The sequence below is a fragment of the Nocardia sp. NPDC057668 genome (genome assembly GCF_042799795.1).
In the GTDB taxonomy this organism is placed as follows: domain Bacteria; phylum Actinomycetota; class Actinomycetes; order Mycobacteriales; family Mycobacteriaceae; genus Nocardia.
In genome coordinates, this window is the sequence record NZ_JBHVIC010000005.1 from 184,145 (window position 1) to 200,772 (window position 16,628).

At 69.6% G+C, this 16,628-nt stretch carries 15 protein-coding genes and 1 riboswitch; of the genes, 5 read left to right on the top strand and 10 right to left on the bottom strand.

The genetic code is table 11. The features are described 5' to 3' along the window. Nucleotides 1-14 precede the first annotated feature (14 nt). The 6 genes from ACFVBH_RS28465 to ACFVBH_RS28490 form a co-directional block, all read right to left on the bottom strand. Nucleotides 15-872, bottom strand: a complete 858-nt coding sequence (locus ACFVBH_RS28465; protein WP_379006168.1) for an alpha/beta fold hydrolase — start codon at nt 870-872, stop codon at nt 15-17. 92 nt (nt 873-964) lie between these two features. Further along, nucleotides 965-1,261, bottom strand: coding sequence for a hypothetical protein (locus ACFVBH_RS28470; protein ID WP_379006171.1), 297 nt, complete (start codon nt 1,259-1,261; stop codon nt 965-967). 298 nt (nt 1,262-1,559) lie between these two features. Next, complete coding sequence (locus ACFVBH_RS28475) at nt 1,560-2,777, bottom strand: NADP-dependent isocitrate dehydrogenase (protein ID WP_354990369.1); 1,218 nt, start codon at nt 2,775-2,777, stop codon at nt 1,560-1,562. Nucleotides 2,778-3,075: 298 nt separating this feature from the next. After that, nucleotides 3,076-7,548: a BTAD domain-containing putative transcriptional regulator gene (locus ACFVBH_RS28480; protein WP_379006175.1), complete on the bottom strand. Its 4,473-nt coding sequence runs from the start codon at nt 7,546-7,548 to the stop codon at nt 3,076-3,078. A gap of 148 nt (nt 7,549-7,696) precedes the next feature. Next, the gene (locus ACFVBH_RS28485) at nt 7,697-8,356 is read right to left on the bottom strand and encodes a hypothetical protein (protein ID WP_379006177.1); all 660 of its coding nucleotides are present in this window, start codon (nt 8,354-8,356) and stop codon (nt 7,697-7,699) included. A gap of 348 nt (nt 8,357-8,704) precedes the next feature. Beyond that, complete coding sequence (locus ACFVBH_RS28490) at nt 8,705-10,201, bottom strand: MFS transporter (protein ID WP_354988800.1); 1,497 nt, start codon at nt 10,199-10,201, stop codon at nt 8,705-8,707. Between the two features lie 135 nt (nt 10,202-10,336). Here ACFVBH_RS28490 and ACFVBH_RS28495 point away from each other — a divergent pair, with 135 nt between their 5' ends. From ACFVBH_RS28495 to ACFVBH_RS28505, 3 genes are all read left to right on the top strand, one after another. Further along, nucleotides 10,337-11,032: a TetR/AcrR family transcriptional regulator gene (locus tag ACFVBH_RS28495; RefSeq protein WP_379006180.1), complete on the top strand. Its 696-nt coding sequence runs from the start codon at nt 10,337-10,339 to the stop codon at nt 11,030-11,032. 12 nt (nt 11,033-11,044) lie between these two features. Beyond that, nucleotides 11,045-11,155, top strand: a riboswitch (SAM riboswitch). 95 nt (nt 11,156-11,250) lie between these two features. After that, complete coding sequence (locus ACFVBH_RS28500) at nt 11,251-12,585, top strand: bifunctional o-acetylhomoserine/o-acetylserine sulfhydrylase (protein WP_379006182.1); 1,335 nt, start codon at nt 11,251-11,253, stop codon at nt 12,583-12,585. 41 nt (nt 12,586-12,626) lie between these two features. Beyond that, nucleotides 12,627-13,736 carry a homoserine O-acetyltransferase gene (locus ACFVBH_RS28505; RefSeq protein ID WP_354988806.1) on the top strand — a complete coding sequence of 370 codons (1,110 nt, stop codon included), beginning with the start codon at nt 12,627-12,629 and terminating at the stop codon, nt 13,734-13,736. A 71-nt stretch (nt 13,737-13,807) separates the two neighbouring features. Here ACFVBH_RS28505 and ACFVBH_RS28510 read toward each other — a convergent pair whose 3' ends face one another. Both ACFVBH_RS28510 and ACFVBH_RS28515 read right to left on the bottom strand, forming a co-directional pair. Continuing rightward, the gene (locus ACFVBH_RS28510) at nt 13,808-13,969 is read right to left on the bottom strand and encodes a hypothetical protein (RefSeq protein WP_354988797.1); all 162 of its coding nucleotides are present in this window, start codon (nt 13,967-13,969) and stop codon (nt 13,808-13,810) included. Nucleotides 13,970-14,104: 135 nt separating this feature from the next. Next, a complete protein-coding gene (locus ACFVBH_RS28515) occupies nt 14,105-14,350 on the bottom strand; it encodes a DUF3017 domain-containing protein (RefSeq protein WP_354988805.1) in 246 nt (81 codons plus the stop codon). 163 nt (nt 14,351-14,513) lie between these two features. On the opposite strand from ACFVBH_RS28515, the gene ACFVBH_RS28520 reads away from it, so the two are divergent. Together ACFVBH_RS28520 and ACFVBH_RS28525 are read left to right on the top strand one after the other, a co-directional pair. Continuing rightward, nucleotides 14,514-14,990, top strand: a complete 477-nt coding sequence (locus ACFVBH_RS28520) for a tRNA (cytidine(34)-2'-O)-methyltransferase (RefSeq protein ID WP_379006185.1) — start codon at nt 14,514-14,516, stop codon at nt 14,988-14,990. Nucleotides 14,991-15,146: 156 nt separating this feature from the next. Then, a complete protein-coding gene (locus ACFVBH_RS28525) occupies nt 15,147-15,758 on the top strand; it encodes a Uma2 family endonuclease (protein WP_379006930.1) in 612 nt (203 codons plus the stop codon). A gap of 127 nt (nt 15,759-15,885) precedes the next feature. Here the strand turns inward: ACFVBH_RS28525 and ACFVBH_RS28530 are convergent, their stop codons facing one another. Then, on the bottom strand, nt 15,886-16,116 hold the full coding sequence (locus ACFVBH_RS28530; RefSeq protein ID WP_354988794.1) for a DUF167 domain-containing protein: 231 nt from the start codon (nt 16,114-16,116) through the stop codon (nt 15,886-15,888). Between the two features lie 71 nt (nt 16,117-16,187). Next, entirely contained in the window at nt 16,188-16,583 is a 396-nt protein-coding gene (locus ACFVBH_RS28535; protein ID WP_354988793.1) for a Rid family hydrolase, read from the bottom strand. Nucleotides 16,584-16,628 lie beyond the last annotated feature (45 nt).

Below are 16,628 nucleotides of genomic sequence, written 5' to 3' on the forward strand. Positions count from 1 at the left end.
CGCCGAAGAGTGCCTCAGCGCGCGGCGCCGGCCGACTCGAAATGCTCCACGAGCAGCCGTGCGGCGTCCCCGGGCGCTTCCTCCGGAATCCAATGTGAGACGCCGGGCAGGATCTCGAGGCGGAACGGGCCGTCCACGAACCGCTCGGTCAGTCGTATCCCGCTCTCCAGCACCGCGGTGTCGCCGCTGCTCCAGATCTGCAGGGTCGGAACCGCGACCCGGGCGGTCAGCACGCGCGGGGAGGACAGCAGCATCGCGCGGTACCAGTGCAGGCCGCCGCGGGCGATCGCGCGGTCGCGCACGCGGTCCGAATCGCGCCGGATGTGTTCCTCGGTCTGCCCGAGTTCGCCGAGGATCCGGCGGAAAACGCCTGTCCGCAGGGTCAATTCGGGCAGCAGCGGCACCTGGAAGGCGTACATGTACCAGGACGCGACCACCTGGCGACTGGTGAGCACCGCGCGCGCGAAGGCTCCCGGATGCGGAATCGACAACGCCGCCATGGATTTCAGCCCGGCCTGCCCCGATCCGGCGACGGCCCACGCCAGCGCCGCACCCCAGTCGTGCCCGACCAGGTGCACCGGCCGCCCGATCTGCTCGATCATGGCCGCGACGTCCCCGGCGAGTTCCTCGAGCCGGTACTGCCACCGCCACCGCGGCGCCGCACTGGCCACCGACCCGCGCAGGTCCGGCGCGAACGTCCGGTACCCCGCCGCGTGCAGCAGCGGCGCGACCGCGTCCCAGCTCCGTGAGTCCTGCGGCCACCCGTGCAGCAGCAGGACGGGTTCCCCGTCCACCGGCCCCGAGTCGATGACCGGGAAAACGAGCTTCCCCCGGCGAAATTCCGAAATACGAATGGCTACGTCGGTCCCCATTGACCTGCACCTCCAGCGCTCCGGCAATACCGCTTCAGCCTGACACATGGGCCATAGTGTGCGCTACCGCCGGTAACAGATAAATCTCGCCATTATCGTTTGCCCTGTGCGGCGGCCGCGGCGACGAGCATCTTGCGCAGGCCCAGCACCCCGGCGAGCGCGAGCACGGTGGCCAGGACGAAGCCGCCGCCGAGCAGTAGCGGCAACTGGGCCGCGTCCGTACTCGCCAGGCAATCCCCGCGGGGTTCGTCGGGCCCGCATCTCGGGCCGTCCGCCCTCGACGCCAGAACGAAGCACAGCACCGACATCCCCAGCGATGCCACCGCGAGCACCCACCCCAGCCGAATCCACAGCCGATGCCGCGACGGCAGCGCACGAACCTTACCCATGCCCAGTTCTTATCACCCGCAACGGAATCGCGGGCAGCACGGCGGTACGGACGCCGAAAACAGTTCGGGCACCCGCTGTTCCACGTACTCGCGGAGGCAGGTGCCCGGATGCTCGGCGCGATGGTTCCGGCCGGGACGATCGGTCCCGGCCGCCATCGTTTCGCCGCTGCGCCGCTGTTCACGCCGGCGCGACTTTCTACTCGGACATCGATGACGTCCTTCACTTTCGGGGTGTATCCCGAAAGGTGCTGCGCTCCTTGGCCTTCGGGGGAACCCCCGAGAATCCCGCGGAGTTCGATCAGCGCAGGGTGCGGGCCAGGTTGGCGTCCAGCACGCCGAGGAACTCCTCGGTGGTCAGGTAGCCCTGGTCGCCGCCGACGAGCAGCGCGAGATCCTTGGTCATCTGCCCGTCCTCGACGGACTTGATGACGACATCCTCGAGGGTCTGGGCGAAGCCGATGACCTCGGGGGTGTTGTCCAGCTTGCCGCGATGCGCCAGGCCACGGGTCCACGCGAAGATCGAGGCGATCGGGTTGGTGGAGGTGGGCTTGCCCTGCTGGTGCTGACGGTAGTGCCGGGTGACCGTGCCGTGCGCGGCCTCGGCCTCACAGGTGCGGCCGTCCGGGGTCAGCAGCACCGAGGTCATCAGGCCCAGCGAGCCGAAGCCCTGCGCCACGGTGTCGGACTGCACGTCGCCGTCGTAGTTCTTGCAGGCCCAGACGTAGCCGCCCTCCCACTTGAGCGCGGAGGCGACCATGTCGTCGATGAGCCGGTGCTCGTAGGTCAGGCCCTGAGCGTCGAACTCGTCCTTGAACTCGTTCTGGTACACCTCTTCGAAGGTGTCCTTGAACATGCCGTCGTAGGCCTTGAGGATGGTGTTCTTCGTGGAGAGGTACACCGGGTAGTTCTGCTGCAGGCCGTAGTTCAGCGAGGCCCGCGCGAAGTCCCGGATGGACTCCTGGAAGTTGTACATACCCATGATCACGCCGCCGTCTTCGGGCATGCGCACGACCTCGTGCTGGATCGGCTCGGAGCCGTCCTCGGGCGTGAAGGTCAGGGTGACGGTGCCCGCCTGGTGCACCTTGAAATCGGTGGCGCGGTACTGATCGCCGAAGGCGTGGCGGCCGATGATGATCGGCTTGGTCCAGCCCGGAACCAGGCGCGGCACGTTGGAGATGATGATCGGCGCACGGAAGATGGTGCCGCCCAGAATGTTGCGGATGGTGCCGTTCGGCGACCGCCACATCTTCTTGAGGTCGAACTCCTCGACGCGGGCCTCATCCGGGGTGATGGTCGCGCACTTCACGCCCACGCCGTGCTTCTTGATGGCGTTGGCCGCGTCGACGGTGACCTGATCATCGGTCTTGTCGCGGTACTCGATGCCGAGGTCGTAGTACTCGAGGTTCACATCGAGATACGGGATGATCAGCTTGTCCTTGATGAACTGCCAGATGATCCGGGTCATCTCGTCGCCATCGAGCTCGACGACAGTCCCTTCAACCTTGATCTTGGACATGGACTTCGTGTCCTCCTAGGAAGGTGGTGCTCCCATTGCACGGCCAGGTGAGCACGCTTGTGAGCGGGGACCCCGGCTGTTCAACAAACAACGTATATGCCCGGCGTTTCCTACGGGGCCTCTGGTACCAGGTCCGCATTCCGGAGCGCCAAGCAATACGAGCGTACTGCTGCTAGGAACCTCACCGCGCGGGCAGCCCCCGCTGTGCGGGACCACGCCCTCAGTTACCGGCGAGTAGGAGCCACGTCACGTCGCGTGCGGATCGGTATCACCGCGGGGTCGGACGTCCCGCGACGGCTCAGCGCCCGGGCGCGGGCATCCGGGCGAGCTGCGCCGCGACGGCGGCCGCCACCTCGGCCGCTCGCGCGCGATGCGACGCGGCGGCGGATCCGTCGCCGAGCGCTGTCGCCAGTTCGGCCAGCATGGCGTCCACGGGGCCGTACACCACCGAACCGGTGTCCAAGCCCGCCATCGTGCCCGCGCGCGGCAGCATGTCGCGGTAGCACGCCGCGATCGCGGCGCTGTCGCCCAGCCCGAGGGCGGCGCGCGCGCGGAAGCTCGCCATGACCGACCAGTAGTGGTCGCGCTTGACCGGGGCCGCGGCGTCGAACACCGTCCGGGCCCGGTCGGCATCGCCCGCGTCGAGCAGGGCGGCCACGTACGGGTACACCATGGCGTGCGGTGCGACCTCGTACACGCGGGCCAGGGGTTCGGCCAGTGCCGACAGGTCCCCGCGCGCCCAGCCGAGCATCATTCCCGAGACGAGCAGCAGTTCGGGGCCGTTCGCGGTGCCCGAGGCGATCATCTCCGCGCTGCGTTCGGCATAGACGCGTCCGGCGGTGTCCAGGTCGCCGTTCAGGACGGCGAGCACCGCCGAGAAGAGCGAGAGCACCGTCAGCATCTGGTTCAACTGGCCGCCGGTCGCGCACTCCAGTCCCCGATCCACTTCGGCGCGCGCCCGCAGGAGATCGTTCGACCCGCAGGCGATGAGGCAGCCCAGGAAGTGCGCGACCGCCTGGAACTCCACCAGTCCGGCGGCCGTCGAGACGGCGAGCAGTTCGGCGGTCAGCGCTGCCCGCTCGTCCCACAGCTCCGGACCGAGCGCGAGGAAGGCCCTGGCATTCAGTGCGGCGCACAGCGTTTCGTCGTCGCCGAGCGCCCGCGCGGTGAGCACCGCCTCGGCCGCGGCCGCCCGGGCGAGCGGGTCGTCGTCGCCCTCGACCTCGAACACCAGCGCCGTCAGCAGCCGCACCCGGTCGCCGGGCGAGAGTTCGCGGGCCAGCGCGGTTCGCAGCGCGTCGATCATCCGGGCGTCGGGCAGCCGCTTGTCCCGGGTCTCCCAGATCACCGGCGCTCGCCACGAGCCGAGCGCGCACGCGATCGGATCGCGGGCGGGGTCGGGCGCGAGGTGCGTGGCGTCGGCCCTTTCGCGGACGTGGTCCAGGTGCGCCGCGATGATCGGCGGCGTGGTCGCACCGAGCACCGGGGATACCGACTCCCAGTCGGCGGGTGACGGCGAACGGAGGGGATCGGACGGCCCGCGCGCAGTGTCGAGTTCGCGCGGCACCGGCGACAACGAGGGCTCGGATGGCCCCGCGGACTCACGCGGCACGAACGGATCCCCGGTGAACTCACTCGGCCCGCGCGGGTCTCCCGACAACCGGGGCTCGGACAACCCCTCGGACCAACCGAGCGGAGCGCGAGCCGCAGCGCAGGCGTCCGGGCGATCGGTCCGGGAGGCGCCGGCCCCGGCCTCCGGCGAGTCGCGCTCCGATTCCGTTGTCCCGGGCGAGGTTCCGACGAGAGCTTCCGCCAGGGTGAGAGCCCGGTGCCGCAGGGACCGGGCGGCCGCGTCGTTGCCGCCGTGTGCCAGTGCGCCGACCAGCTCGCAGCGGGCCTCCAGGATGGCGGTCCCGGCGGCCCGGTCGGAGCCGTCCTCGGGGTGGCCGGCGAGGGCGTGCAGTTCCAGGGCCGCCTGCCACAGCGGCGTGGCCTCGGCGAAGGCCCGGCGGGCGACGCTGTGGCGGGCCGCGGTCACCACGTGGCCGAGAGCCGCGTCGGGATGCACCGCGTCGCCGCCCGCCAGCGCGTGACGGGCGAGCGCGTGCACATCGGGCGCCGCCGCCCGGGCCGCCACCCGCAGGGCGTCCCCGTGCATCCGGGCGCGCCGGAAGGCCGGAATCCCGGAGTAGACGGCGTCGCGAATCAGCGCGTGCCCGAAGCGGATTCGACGGCCCTCGGTGCGCAGCAGTCCCGCCGCCACGACCGTGTCCACCAGATCGGCCAGCGCGTCCTCGTTCTCGTCGAGCAGCACCGGCAGTACGCCGAACTCGGCGGTCTCGCCCCACACCGCCAACAGCCGCAACATCCGCGCCGCCGCGTCCGGCAGCCGGGCGATCCTGCGGTGCAGCACATCCCGCACCCCCGGCGGCACCCCGAGCAGATCCCCCTCCGCCGCCGCGAGTTTCGCCAGCTCGACCACGAACAGCGGATTGCCCCCGGTCCGCGCGCACACCAGCCGCACGGTGTCCTCGTCCATCCCGGTCAGCCCCGCCCCCTCCGCGACCGCCCGCACCGACCCGGCGTCGAGCCCACCGAGCCGACACCGCCCCACGGTCACCGCCGCCAATGCCGCCGAGGTGGCCCGTATCTCGTCCCGCACCTCCGACCCCCGCACCGTGACCGCGAACAACACCGGCGCCCCCGCCGTCCAAGCCACCACCTGCCGCAACATCTGCAAGGTCGCCCCGTCCGCCCGGTGCACGTCCTCCACCACGACCACGACCGGCTGCCGCCGCCCCCACCACGCACACCGCCCCGCCACCGTCCGAGCCAACCCGAACGCCGTGTCCCCCGCCGCCCCGCGATCCGAGTCGATTCCTCCGCCCAGCGAACGAGATCCCGAATCTCGAACCGCGCCTGCGATGTATCGATCCGCGCGAGTGGGCTCCGGCCCACCACTCGAGGTGGGTCGACCGACGCCCGCATCCGATGCGACGCTCGGGATACCCCTTGCCTGAACAGCAGCCTGTTCCACGGTTGGCTCGGCGTTCGAAACTCCACCCGCACCATGGGCAACCCGGCCAACGCGAGAGAGATCCGCCTCGCCGTCACTGGAGACGAATCCGTCACCACGCGCACTCGCCTCCGCACCACCGGCATTCGGGGTCTCGCCGTCGACCTCCGGAGCCGGGTACGACAGACCGACAGGCTCCGACTCCCCGCGAGCCCGCACAGCTGTGACGGGGGTCGTCCTCGTCGACTCCAACTCTGCTGCCACATAGAACAACTCGTCGTGGATCTGCTGCCAGGCCCAGCCGGCAGGTGCGCCGTCGACCTCCGGGCAGCTGCCAACCGCCACCCGCCAGCCCGCCTCGGACAGGTCCCCGACTACCGAACCGACGAGGGTCGACTTGCCCGCTCCCGCTTCACCTTCGATCCAGACGAGTCGCGCTCCACCCCGGGCCGCTTCGCGGGCGGCGGCGTGCAGGACGGCGCGCTGTGCGGCGTAGCCGACCATCGCACCCGGACGCACGCGTGGGCGGTCTCCGAACGAAGCGGTGGTGTTCACCTCGAGGGCGGGGGTGAACAACAGGGCCGACTGGCTCGGCGAGCCGATGGTTTCGGGCTTCGTCCCAGGCGGTGACTCTGCAGGGGTGACCGCCGCTTCCTCCGAACCTGCGGACTCCGTCTCCCGCAGGATCGCGGGATCTTCTGTCGGCGAGGCGGTGTCTTCCGATCCCGAGCGGATGACGCGGCCCGGCCCGGTCGCCGCTCCCTGCTCCGGAAAGACGGGGATCGGCAGCTGTCCGGGCACCGGCGACTGCACGGTGGCGGATCCCGGAGGCGCGGGGTCATCGGGCGGTGTGGCGGGATGCGGCTCCGTGTGAGCCGCGATGGGATCCGAAACCGGCTCGAGCCCGGGCGGACTCGAAGCCCCGCGGATGATCGGCGGTGCGGCGGGGTCGGCCGTCCCTCGGGCCGGGCCCGTCGGCGCCCGGGGCGCCGGCTGCGGCAGTAGGGCCGGATCGTGGGCCAGGATCGCCGACTCGAGGGCGCGCAGGGGTGGGCCGGGGTCTATGCCGAAATCGGTGTGGAGGGTGGTGCGGGCGCGGCGCAGGACGGCCAGGGCCTCCAGCTGGCGGCCCAGGCGGTAGTGGGCCAGGGCCAGCAGGCGGACGGCTTCCTCGCGGCCGGGTTGTTCGTGGAGCAGGCGGGGCAGGGTGGCGGCGACGTCGCCGGGGCGGTCCAGGTCCAGAGCTGCCTGCGCGCGCTGTTCCATTGCGGTCCAGCGCATATCGGTGACGCGGGTGATCTCGGCGGCGACCCAGGCGGCATCGGCGCAGGCGGCGTAGGCCGGGCCGCGCCACAGGGCGAGCGCGGTGTCCAGGAGACGATGGCGGGTGTCGGGGTCCGTGTGGCCCGCCGCGTCGGCGAACAGCCGCTCGAAGTGCCAGACGTCGACGGCGGCGGCGGGCAGCTGGAGCGCGTAGCCGGGGGTCCGCGACACCACGACGCGGGCGGGCGCCCGGGCGGGTCGTTCGGGTTCGAGCGCGCGCCGCAGGTGCGAGATGTGCGCCTGCAAGGACCCGGCCGCCTTGGGCGGCGGCGCGCCCGCCCACAGATCGTCGATCAGCCGATCGGCCGACACGACCTCCCCGCCCGCCGCCACCAGCCGCGCCAGCACCGCGCCCTGCATCGGCCCGCGCAACACCGCGGGCCGCCCGTCCACCCGGACACACAGCGCCCCGAGCAGTTCCACGATCACCACGGCTGAAGCATCGCGCGCCCAGCCGATTTCGCAACCCCAACGGCAACGGCCCCGCGCGCGAGGTTGCCCAGTACCCGGGGATCGCGCGACCCGAGCCATCACACGGAAGGCACGCGCGAGCCCGGCCGGCCGAAAACGGCACCCTCACTCAGGAACTCATCGCCGCCCGCGGCGTGCTCGCGTCCGTGTCCCGCAGCGCCCGCACCCCGGCGAACGCCACGACGAGACCCACCGCGATCGTGCCGGGAATGATCCACAGGCCCTCCGCGCCCGGCAGCCCTTCGGCCGCGCCCATCACCAGCACCGACACCACGAGCACCGCCGCCGCGGGCCGGGCCAGCAGGGTGTTCGGGGCCGCGAACGCGCAGCCCGCCAGCAGCAGGAAGCCGACGAGGAAGCAGGCCGCGAGCGGCCCGTTCACCGGCATGGCCGCGGTCTCGATGGCGTGCTGTTCGTGATGGGACAGCCGGGGAGCCACGAACGCCTCGTGATAGCCCCCGATCGGAATGGCCACGGCCAGACCGGCATACAGCAGTGCGCGGGTGACGGCGGCCAGTCGCGCGATGCTCGGCCGGCCGAGCGAGTGCCAGGCCGCGGTCACCAGCGGCAGGCCGGCGGCCATGAGGACCGCGCCCGCGCTGAAGCTCACGTGCGCCGCGACCCAGGTCGCCGCCTGCTCGGACTCCTCGGAGTGCCGCAGCGGGTGCAGCGCGTTGCCGATCGCGAACAGCACACCGCCCCCGATCAATGCGTATGCCCGCCAGCGGAAGTCGCTGTCGGTCGCCGGTAGTTCTGTGGTGATGCTCATGCGACCCACCATGAGCCGCCCCTGTTGACCACGACTTGCGATCGACTTGCGGCCCCGCCGCGGCTCGCGACCGGTCTCCCGTGGACCGATCGGCCACGTGGCCGCCTCCCCGTGTTCGATCAACTCCAGATCGGCGAGCTTGTCGATGCCCGCGGCGGTCGGGAGATCGCAGGGAAGTGCGTGGATCCTGCCGCCCCGTGCCTGATCCGGGCGGCGGCTTCGATGCGCCGCGCCGCGTCACTGCCGTTGCGGCCCGTCCCCGAAGCCTCGCCCCGTCACGGCGCGAATCCGTGACGGGACGAGGGATCGGTGCCCACGGGCCTCCACCATCGACGGCCGGCGCCGACCTCAGACGCCCGCGTGCACCGGGCGTTCCGAGCCCTCGAGCAGGTTCGACGGCTTGTCCCGAATCATGAAGGCGATCACCGGGATCGCGATCACGAAGAACACCGCGCCCAGGTAGAAGGCCACGTCGTAACTGTGGATCGCGGCCCGCGCCGCCAGGTTGTCGACCGTCGGATTGTCGGTGGCGTACCGCTCGGCGGCCTGCACCGCGATCGTGGTGAGCAGCGCGACGCCGATGGACCCGCCGACCTGCTGCGCGGCGTTGAGCAGCGCACTGGCCACACCGGAGTCCTCGTCGTCGACCTGGTGCAGCGCGGTGGTCTGCATGCAGACGAACAGCGGGCCCATGCCGAGCGCGATCAGCGTCATCGCGGGCAGCACGACCGCGGCGTAGCTGGAACCGAAGTCGAGTTGCGCCATGTACACGAGGCCGGACGCCCCGAGCACCGCACCGGCCAGCATGAGCGGGCGCGGCCCGAGCTTGGGCAGCAGCACGCTGGTGATGCCCGCGGAGATCGTGATGCCCAGCGGGAACGGCATGAACGCGAAACCGGTCTTCAGCGCGGAGTACCCCAGGGTCATCTGCATGTAGAAGCTCAGGTTCAGGAACATGGCGAACATGGCGATCGGCACCAGCAGCGCCACGAGGAACGACCCGCCGCGATTGATCTCACCCGGAATACGCAGCGGCAGCAGCGGATTCGAGCTGCGATATTCGATGAAAACGAACAGCGCCAGCAGCACCGCGCCGCCGGCGAGCAGCCCGAGGGTCGAGGCGGCCAGCCAGCCGTCCTCGGCGGCGCGGCTGAAGCCGTACACCACCGCGACCAGGCCGAGGGTGCCGGTGATCGCACCCGGCAGGTCGTATCCGCCGGTCCGCGGGGCCGGTACGTCCCGGACCACGAAGGCGAGCGCGCCCAGCACGGCGAGCAGCGCGATCGGGGTGTTCACCAGCAGGCACCAGCGCCAGCTGGCGTATTCGGTCAGCGCGCCGCCCGCGATGAGGCCGATGGCCGCGCCGCCCGCCGAGACCCCGGCGAAGACGCCGAACGCTTTGGCCCGCTCCTTGGCCTCGGTGAAGGTCACCGACACCAGGGACAGCGCCGCCGGGGCGAGCAGCGCCGCGAAAGCGCCCTGCAGACCACGCCCGGCGAACAGCTGTGCGCCGTTCTGCGCGAGCCCGGCCAGTGCGGAGGCCAGTGCGAAACCGACCAGGCCGGCGATGAAGACGCGCCGGCGGCCGAGATAGTCCGCCAGACGGCCGCCGAGCAGCAGCAGTCCGCCGAAGATCAGCGTGTACGCCGTCAGGACCCATTGCTTGTTGCCGTCACTGATGCCCAGGTCCTGCTGGGCGAAGGGCAGCGAAATGGTGACGATGGTGGCGTCGAGCACCACGATCAGCTGCGCGACGGCGATGACGCCGAGGGCCCACCATCGCGCGGAATTTTTTGTCTCACTTGATATTTCGTCAGGTTCGAGCGTTGCCGTCCCGCCGGTCATACCTACTCCTCGATTGCTCCGAACAGCCGAGCCCATCGTGGCATCATGCGACAATTGGCGTCAAGAGAAAAATGTCCGACTGCGACAGTTGGCGTACATGGACAGCATTGCTCGGGTCCGCGCTACCATCGGGACATGTTCGAGCCGTCATCGCCGACCGCCCGCACGGGACTGCGCGAGCGAAAGAAGCAGCAGACCCGCACCCGGGTCATCGACGTGGCGCTGCGCCTGTGCGACGAGCACGGCTTCGACGCCACCACGGTCGAACAGATCGCCGATGCCGCCGATGTCTCCCCGCGCACCGTGAACAGGTATTTCGACAGCAAGGAAGACATCGTCATCGCGCCGATCGAGGATTTCGGCGGCACGCTGGCGGACAATCTGCGCCGACAGCCCGTCACGGGCAATGAACTCCAGGCGCTACTGAACAGCTACCTGGAGATGATCGAGGGCATCATCGACCGCGACGAACCGCTGCCGTTCCGCTGGTTCCAGCAGATGCAGAACATCATTCGGCACTCCCCCGCCGTGCGCGCCCGCAGTCTCGACGCCGCGGACTACAAGATGCGCGAGACCTCGACCGTGCTCGGCGAACGGCTCGGCACCGGGCCGGATTCACTGCACGTGCGGCTCATCACCGGCACCTGGCACGCCATCATGCGGGCCGGGGTGGAGTGCGAGGCCGAGCTCGAGAGCTGCGACGGGGTGCTGGCCGACTCCGCGCGCGCCATGGCCGACGCGGTGGTCACCGCCTATCACGAGTTCGTCCGTATTTGCGCCGTTCCGAGTGTGGGTAACCCCATTGCCGACATCGCGGCCGAGCACCGTTAGAATCCCGAAACAGGTCAAGAGCATCAGCGCCAAGCCCCGGCTCGCTGATCGGCAACCCTCCAGCTGCGGTGGGGTGCTCCGGGTGAAGACCGGGCGCTCGAAGGCCGAGCGCAAGCGCACTGTAGGAGGCACCGAGATGTGTTGTTGTCGAAGCCAATTCGCCTTCCGATAACCCAAGCCTTCCGCCGTATACGGCGATTCTTCCTGGAGCAGTAATCATGAGTGACTCGACCGCGCCCGCTGCCAACCTCGATCCCGCGAACTGGTCCTTCGAGACCAAGCAGATCCACGCCGGGCAGGCCCCCGATCCGGCCACGGGCGCGCGCGCCCTGCCGATCTACCAGACGACCTCGTACGCCTTCCGCGACACCGATCACGCGGCGGCGCTGTTCGGCCTGGCCGAGCCGGGCAACATCTACACCCGCATCATGAACCCCACCCAGGACGCGGTGGAGCAGCGCGTGGCCGCCCTCGAGGGCGGCGTCGCGGCGCTGCTGGTGTCGTCGGGCCAGGCCGCGGAGACCTACGCGATCCTGAACATCGCCGAGGCCGGCGACCACATCGTGTCCAGCCCGCACCTGTACGGCGGCACCTACAACCTCTTCCACTACTCGCTGCCCAAGCTCGGCATCGAGGTCAGCTTCGTCGAGGATCCGGACGATCTGGCGCAGTGGGAAGCCGCGGTCCGGCCCAACACCAAGGCTTTCTACGGTGAGACGGTCGCCAACCCGAGCAGCTCGATCTTCGACATCGAGGGCATCGCGGGCATCGCGCACGCGGCCGGCGTTCCGCTGATCGTGGACAACACCGTCGCCACCCCGTACCTGATCCAGCCGCTGAAGCACGGCGCGGACATCGTCGTGCACTCGGCGACCAAGTACCTGGGCGGCCACGGTTCGGCCGTCGCGGGCGTCATCGTGGACGGCGGCACCTTCGACTGGACCGTGACCGACGCCGACGGCAAGCCCCGCTTCCCCGGCTTCACCACCGCGGACCCGAGCTACCACGGTGTGGTGTTCGCCGACCTGGGCGCTCCGGCGTACGCGCTCAAGGCGCGCGTGCAGTTGCTGCGCGATCTCGGCGCGGCGGTCTCGCCGTTCAACGCCTTCCTGATCAGCCAGGGCATCGAGACGCTCAGCCTGCGGGTCGAGCGGCACGTGGCCAACGCCCAGGCCGTCGCGGAGTTCCTGAGCGGGCACGACGCGGTGGAGTCCGTGTACTACGCGGGCCTGCCCGACTCCCCCTGGTTCGAGCGTGGCAAACAGCTGGCACCGAAGGGCGTGAGCGCCATCGTGTCGTTCGAGCTGGCCGGTGGTGTCGATGCGGGCAAGAAGTTCGTGGACGCGCTGGTCCTGCACAGCCATGTCGCTAACATCGGGGATGTGCGCTCGCTCGTGATTCATCCGGCTTCGACCACCCACTCCCAGCTGACTCCCGAAGAGCAGCTCGCGTCCGGCGTCACCCCTGGTCTGGTGCGTTTGGCCGTGGGTATCGAAGGTATCGACGACATCCTGGCGGATTTGCGCGCGGGACTGATTGCGGCAGCGAGCTGATAGTGAGCATTGAATCGAGCACCTCTCGTCCAGCGGCGGACATCTTGCTGCCGCCGCCCGACGGGACGCTCTGCACCATTGCGATCGGGGAGGTCCGGCTCGAGAACGGCGCCGTCATCCCCGACGCGAGCCTGGCGGTGCAGCGGTGGGGCGAACTCTCGGCGAACGCGGATAACGTCATCCTCGTCGAGCACGCCCTCACCGGCGATTCACATGTGGTCGGCCCCGCCGACGTGCAGCACGCCCAGCCCGGCTGGTGGGACGGCATCGTCGGCGAGGGCGCGGCGGTCGACACCCGCGAATGGTGTGTCATCGCCACGAACGTGCTCGGCGGCTGCAAGGGCAGCACCGGACCGGCGTCGCTCGCCGCGGACGGAAAGCCCTGGGGCGCACGCTTTCCCGAGATCAGCATTCGCGATCAGGTAACCGCGGAGGCGCAGTTGCTCGATCTGCTCGGCATCTACCGGCTGGCCTCGGTCGTCGGCGGGTCGATGGGCGGCATGCGGGTGCTGGAGTGGATGGTCGGCTATCCCGAGCGGGTCGGGTCGGCCCTGGTGCTGGCGGTGGGCGCGCGTGCCACCGCAGATCAGATCGGAACCCAGACCACCCAGATCGCGGCCATCCGGTCCGATCCGGACTGGCAGGGCGGGGCCTATCACGGCACCGGCACCGCGCCGATGACCGGTATGGGCATCGCGCGGCGGATCGCGCATCTGACCTACCGGACCGAGGGCGAGCTCGACCACCGCTTCGAGAACCGCGCCCAGGGCGACGAGAACCCTTGGGACGGTGGGCGTTACGCGGTGCAGAGCTACCTGGAGTACCAGGCCGACAAGCTCATCTCGCGGTTCGACCCGGCCACCTACGTGTTGCTCACCGAGGCCATGAACCGGCACGACGTCGGCCGCGGGCGCGGCGGCATCGAGGCGGCGCTGGGCTCCACCACGGTGCCGTGTGTGGTCGGCGGCGTGGACTCGGATCGGCTGTATCCGCTGCGCACGCAGCAGGAACTGGCTGATCTACTACCCGGGTGCAAGGGGTTGGAGATCGTGCGTTCCCGTGACGGGCACGACGGATTCCTCACCGAGACCGAAGCGGTGGGCAAACTCATGGTGCAGACCATGGAGCTGGCCCGGGCCGCACGCCGTTAGTTGCGGTAGCAAAGCTCTAAACAAATGATCCCCCGGGAGCGCCTGCTGCCGGGGGATTGCTGTATCGAGTCTCAGACCTCGGTGAGGCGGCGGCCGAGTTCGCGGCGCAGTACTTCTTGATCGGGCAAACGGTGCAGGACACGGAGTACGGCGGGGCGAAGTTCGCGCTGTTCCTCGAGAGAGAGCAGGCCGACCAGGTCCCGCAGTTCCATGTCGTCGAAGGTCGCTGTCATGCCTAACAGGGTACGTGGACGATGCGAGTTCGTCCCGTAATTGGTACCGGGGTTACGGAGCCGTCACCCTAACGAAACCGACAGTGCGTCAGGATAATTCGTACGAAACAGGCATGACTCGAGTTACCCGCGAGTCTAGGTGACACCGAGGCTGTTGATGGTCGCGGCGAGCACGATGATGGCGCTGCCCAGCACCGCCAGCCACGTCACGTCGAAGGGTTTGCTGCGGACCGCGAGCAGCCCGACGCGCTCGGTCGGAAGCAGTAGCCGGAAGGCTGCGGCGAGCAACGTCGCGCCCCCGAAGAAGAAGGTGCCGCGCCGCCACCGGTCCCAGGCCAGAAAGACCACGGCCACCACCAGCACCAGGGCGATCACCACCATGGGCAGGTTGTCACGCAGGGCCTGGCCGAGACGACTGCCCCGGCTCTCCGGGGCGGCATGTGCTGCACTCACGCCCGGAAGCTTAACCGCCCCCGCCGGACCCGGCTCCCCCGCCGCCACGCGCACGCACCGGCCGCGAACAGTACGGTTCTCTTGTTCTGCGATGCTGGTGGGCGTGTTCCATCTTGTGTTCTTCTCGCCGCGCATCCCGCCCAACACCGGCAACGCCATCCGGCTCGCCGCCGGGACGGGGTGCCGATTGCACCTGATCGAACCCCTGGGCTTCGACCTATCCGAGCCCAAGCTACGCCGGGCGGGACTGGACTACCACGACCTCGCTTCGGTGACGGTGCACCGAAACCTCACCGCCGCATGGGATTCCATCCAGCCGGCCCGGGTGTTCGCCTTCACCGCCGCCGCCACGACCCGCAACACCGACATCACCTACGCCGACGGCGACGCCCTCCTGTTCGGCCCCGAACCCACCGGCCTCCCCCCGGAGGTCCTGTCCGACCCCCGCGTCACCGACCAGCTCCGGATCCCGATGCTCCCCGGCCGCCGCTCGATGAACCTCTCGAACGCCGCCGCCGTCGCCGTCTACGAGGCCTGGCGCCAACAGGGCTTCCCGGGCGCGGTGTAGTGCCCTTCGGCGAGGTGAGCGGTCTCCCGGCGGGGCGGACACGCGATAATCAGGACGAAACCGTCCCCAGCGCGTAAACCCCGGGAGGCCGCGGAGATGCCTGATTACCCTGATGACGTGGCCATCCCGCACCCGCAACCGGAACTGCCGGAATTCATGACCTGGGAAGAACTCGAGCGGCTCCCGGAGGAGATCGCCGAGCAGATCGAGCTGTGGGACGGGCGTGTGGTGTGGCTACGACGCGGCCCCGCCGAGCATCAGACTTTCACCAACCTGCTGTGGAGTGGCCTGCGGACGTGCGCGCGCGATGCGATGACGCATCAGCCGGAGCAGTGCTGGAAGGCAACGACCGAGACGAATGTCTTCCTGGGACACACCGGGAAGTCCAACTTCCTGACCCCGGATTTCCTCGTCCATCGCTGCCTGGACCAGCCATACCAGGATGTGCGCGCGTCGGACGCGCTCTTGGTCGGAGAGGTCTTGTCCCCCTCCAACACTCGATCGGATATCGAGGCGAAGAAGGGTCGCTACGCGAGCGCGGGGATCCCCTGGTACTGGGAAGTCCATCTGGCCGCGGAAGCCAGCGCGATAGCAACGGTCCGGGCCTTCGGCCTGCAGACCACACCGGCTGTACTGCCGGACGGGGTGCACCCGCTGCACCCGGCCAACTACATCGCCGCCGGAGAATGGATTCCCACCGACACCAACGGCATCGACTTCGATTTCCCCTTCCCGATCCACATTCCCTGGTCCGAACTGCAGTACTAGATCCTTCTGACCGGCGCAGAGCCGCGGGCCACCGTCCCGGAACCGATCGGGTGGTCGATCCGCATCACCGGGACCGGGTCGCCGAGTACGCCCGACTGTTCGGCTCGGTTCAGGGCTGTTCACACGCTCAGCGGTCGACCTCGAACCTTTTGAAGCGGGAGGTGGCCCCGGCGGTCAGGCGGACGGCGGTCTTGGGGACTCCGTAGTGGGCGGCCAGGAGTTCCAGGGCAGCCTTGTTGGCCTTGCCTTCCACGGCGGGGGCCCGGACGTAGAGCTGGAGCGTCCCGTCGGGGAGGGACTCCACCAGGGGGCCTTTCCTGCTGTTGGGTTTGATGACGGCCCGGACCACGATGGGCATCGCGCGCTCCTTCCGAACCCGTGGGGACGGGTCGATTGTCGCGAACCGGGCCGGGCCGTCGCACCGCCGGGTCAGGATCGGACGGCGGTGGCGTCCACCTCGAACTTCATTTCCGGCAGGGCCAGGGCGGCCACGCCCGCCAGGGTCTGGGCGGGCGGGCGGTCGCCCCAGATCTCGGCGATCTTCCTGCCGAGCACGGCGAGCTTGTCCAGGTCGTGGTCGACGATGAAGGTGCGCAGCTGCGCCACGTCGGCGTAGTCGAGACCGACCGCGCGCAAGGCCTTTCCGAGGTTCGCGAAGGCGTTGTCCACCTGGGTGGCGAACTCCGGGTTGACGGTGTGCCCGTGCGCGTCGGAGTCGTACTGGCCCGCGATGAAGACCAATTCCCCACTCACGCGGGCGATATGGCTGTACCCGAAGCCGGTCGGATCGTGCAGATCGGCGGGGTTGATGAGGTCGATGCTCACGGTGTTCTCCTGTGTTCGAGTACTGCTCGGCAACACCGGATAGAC

What these genes read in the sequence shown, in the direction of transcription:
- ACFVBH_RS28490 (WP_354988800.1), bottom strand. Translation starts at nt 10,201, where the DNA reads ATGACCGGCGGGACGGCAACGCTCGAACCTGACGAAATATCAAGTGAG.
- ACFVBH_RS28515 (WP_354988805.1), bottom strand. Translation starts at nt 14,350, where the DNA reads ATGGTGGTGATCGCCCTGGTGCTGGTGGTGGCCGTGGTCTTTCTGGCC.
- ACFVBH_RS28510 (WP_354988797.1), bottom strand. Translation starts at nt 13,969, where the DNA reads ATGACAGCGACCTTCGACGACATGGAACTGCGGGACCTGGTCGGCCTG.
- ACFVBH_RS28470 (WP_379006171.1), bottom strand. Translation starts at nt 1,261, where the DNA reads ATGGGTAAGGTTCGTGCGCTGCCGTCGCGGCATCGGCTGTGGATTCGG.
- ACFVBH_RS28475 (WP_354990369.1), bottom strand. Translation starts at nt 2,777, where the DNA reads ATGTCCAAGATCAAGGTTGAAGGGACTGTCGTCGAGCTCGATGGCGAC.
- ACFVBH_RS28500 (WP_379006182.1), top strand. Translation starts at nt 11,251, where the DNA reads ATGAGTGACTCGACCGCGCCCGCTGCCAACCTCGATCCCGCGAACTGG.
- ACFVBH_RS28495 (WP_379006180.1), top strand. Translation starts at nt 10,337, where the DNA reads ATGTTCGAGCCGTCATCGCCGACCGCCCGCACGGGACTGCGCGAGCGA.
- ACFVBH_RS28485 (WP_379006177.1), bottom strand. Translation starts at nt 8,356, where the DNA reads ATGAGCATCACCACAGAACTACCGGCGACCGACAGCGACTTCCGCTGG.
- ACFVBH_RS28530 (WP_354988794.1), bottom strand. Translation starts at nt 16,116, where the DNA reads ATGCCCATCGTGGTCCGGGCCGTCATCAAACCCAACAGCAGGAAAGGC.
- ACFVBH_RS28525 (WP_379006930.1), top strand. Translation starts at nt 15,147, where the DNA reads ATGACCTGGGAAGAACTCGAGCGGCTCCCGGAGGAGATCGCCGAGCAG.
- ACFVBH_RS28465 (WP_379006168.1), bottom strand. Translation starts at nt 872, where the DNA reads ATGGGGACCGACGTAGCCATTCGTATTTCGGAATTTCGCCGGGGGAAG.
- ACFVBH_RS28520 (WP_379006185.1), top strand. Translation starts at nt 14,514, where the DNA reads ATGCTGGTGGGCGTGTTCCATCTTGTGTTCTTCTCGCCGCGCATCCCG.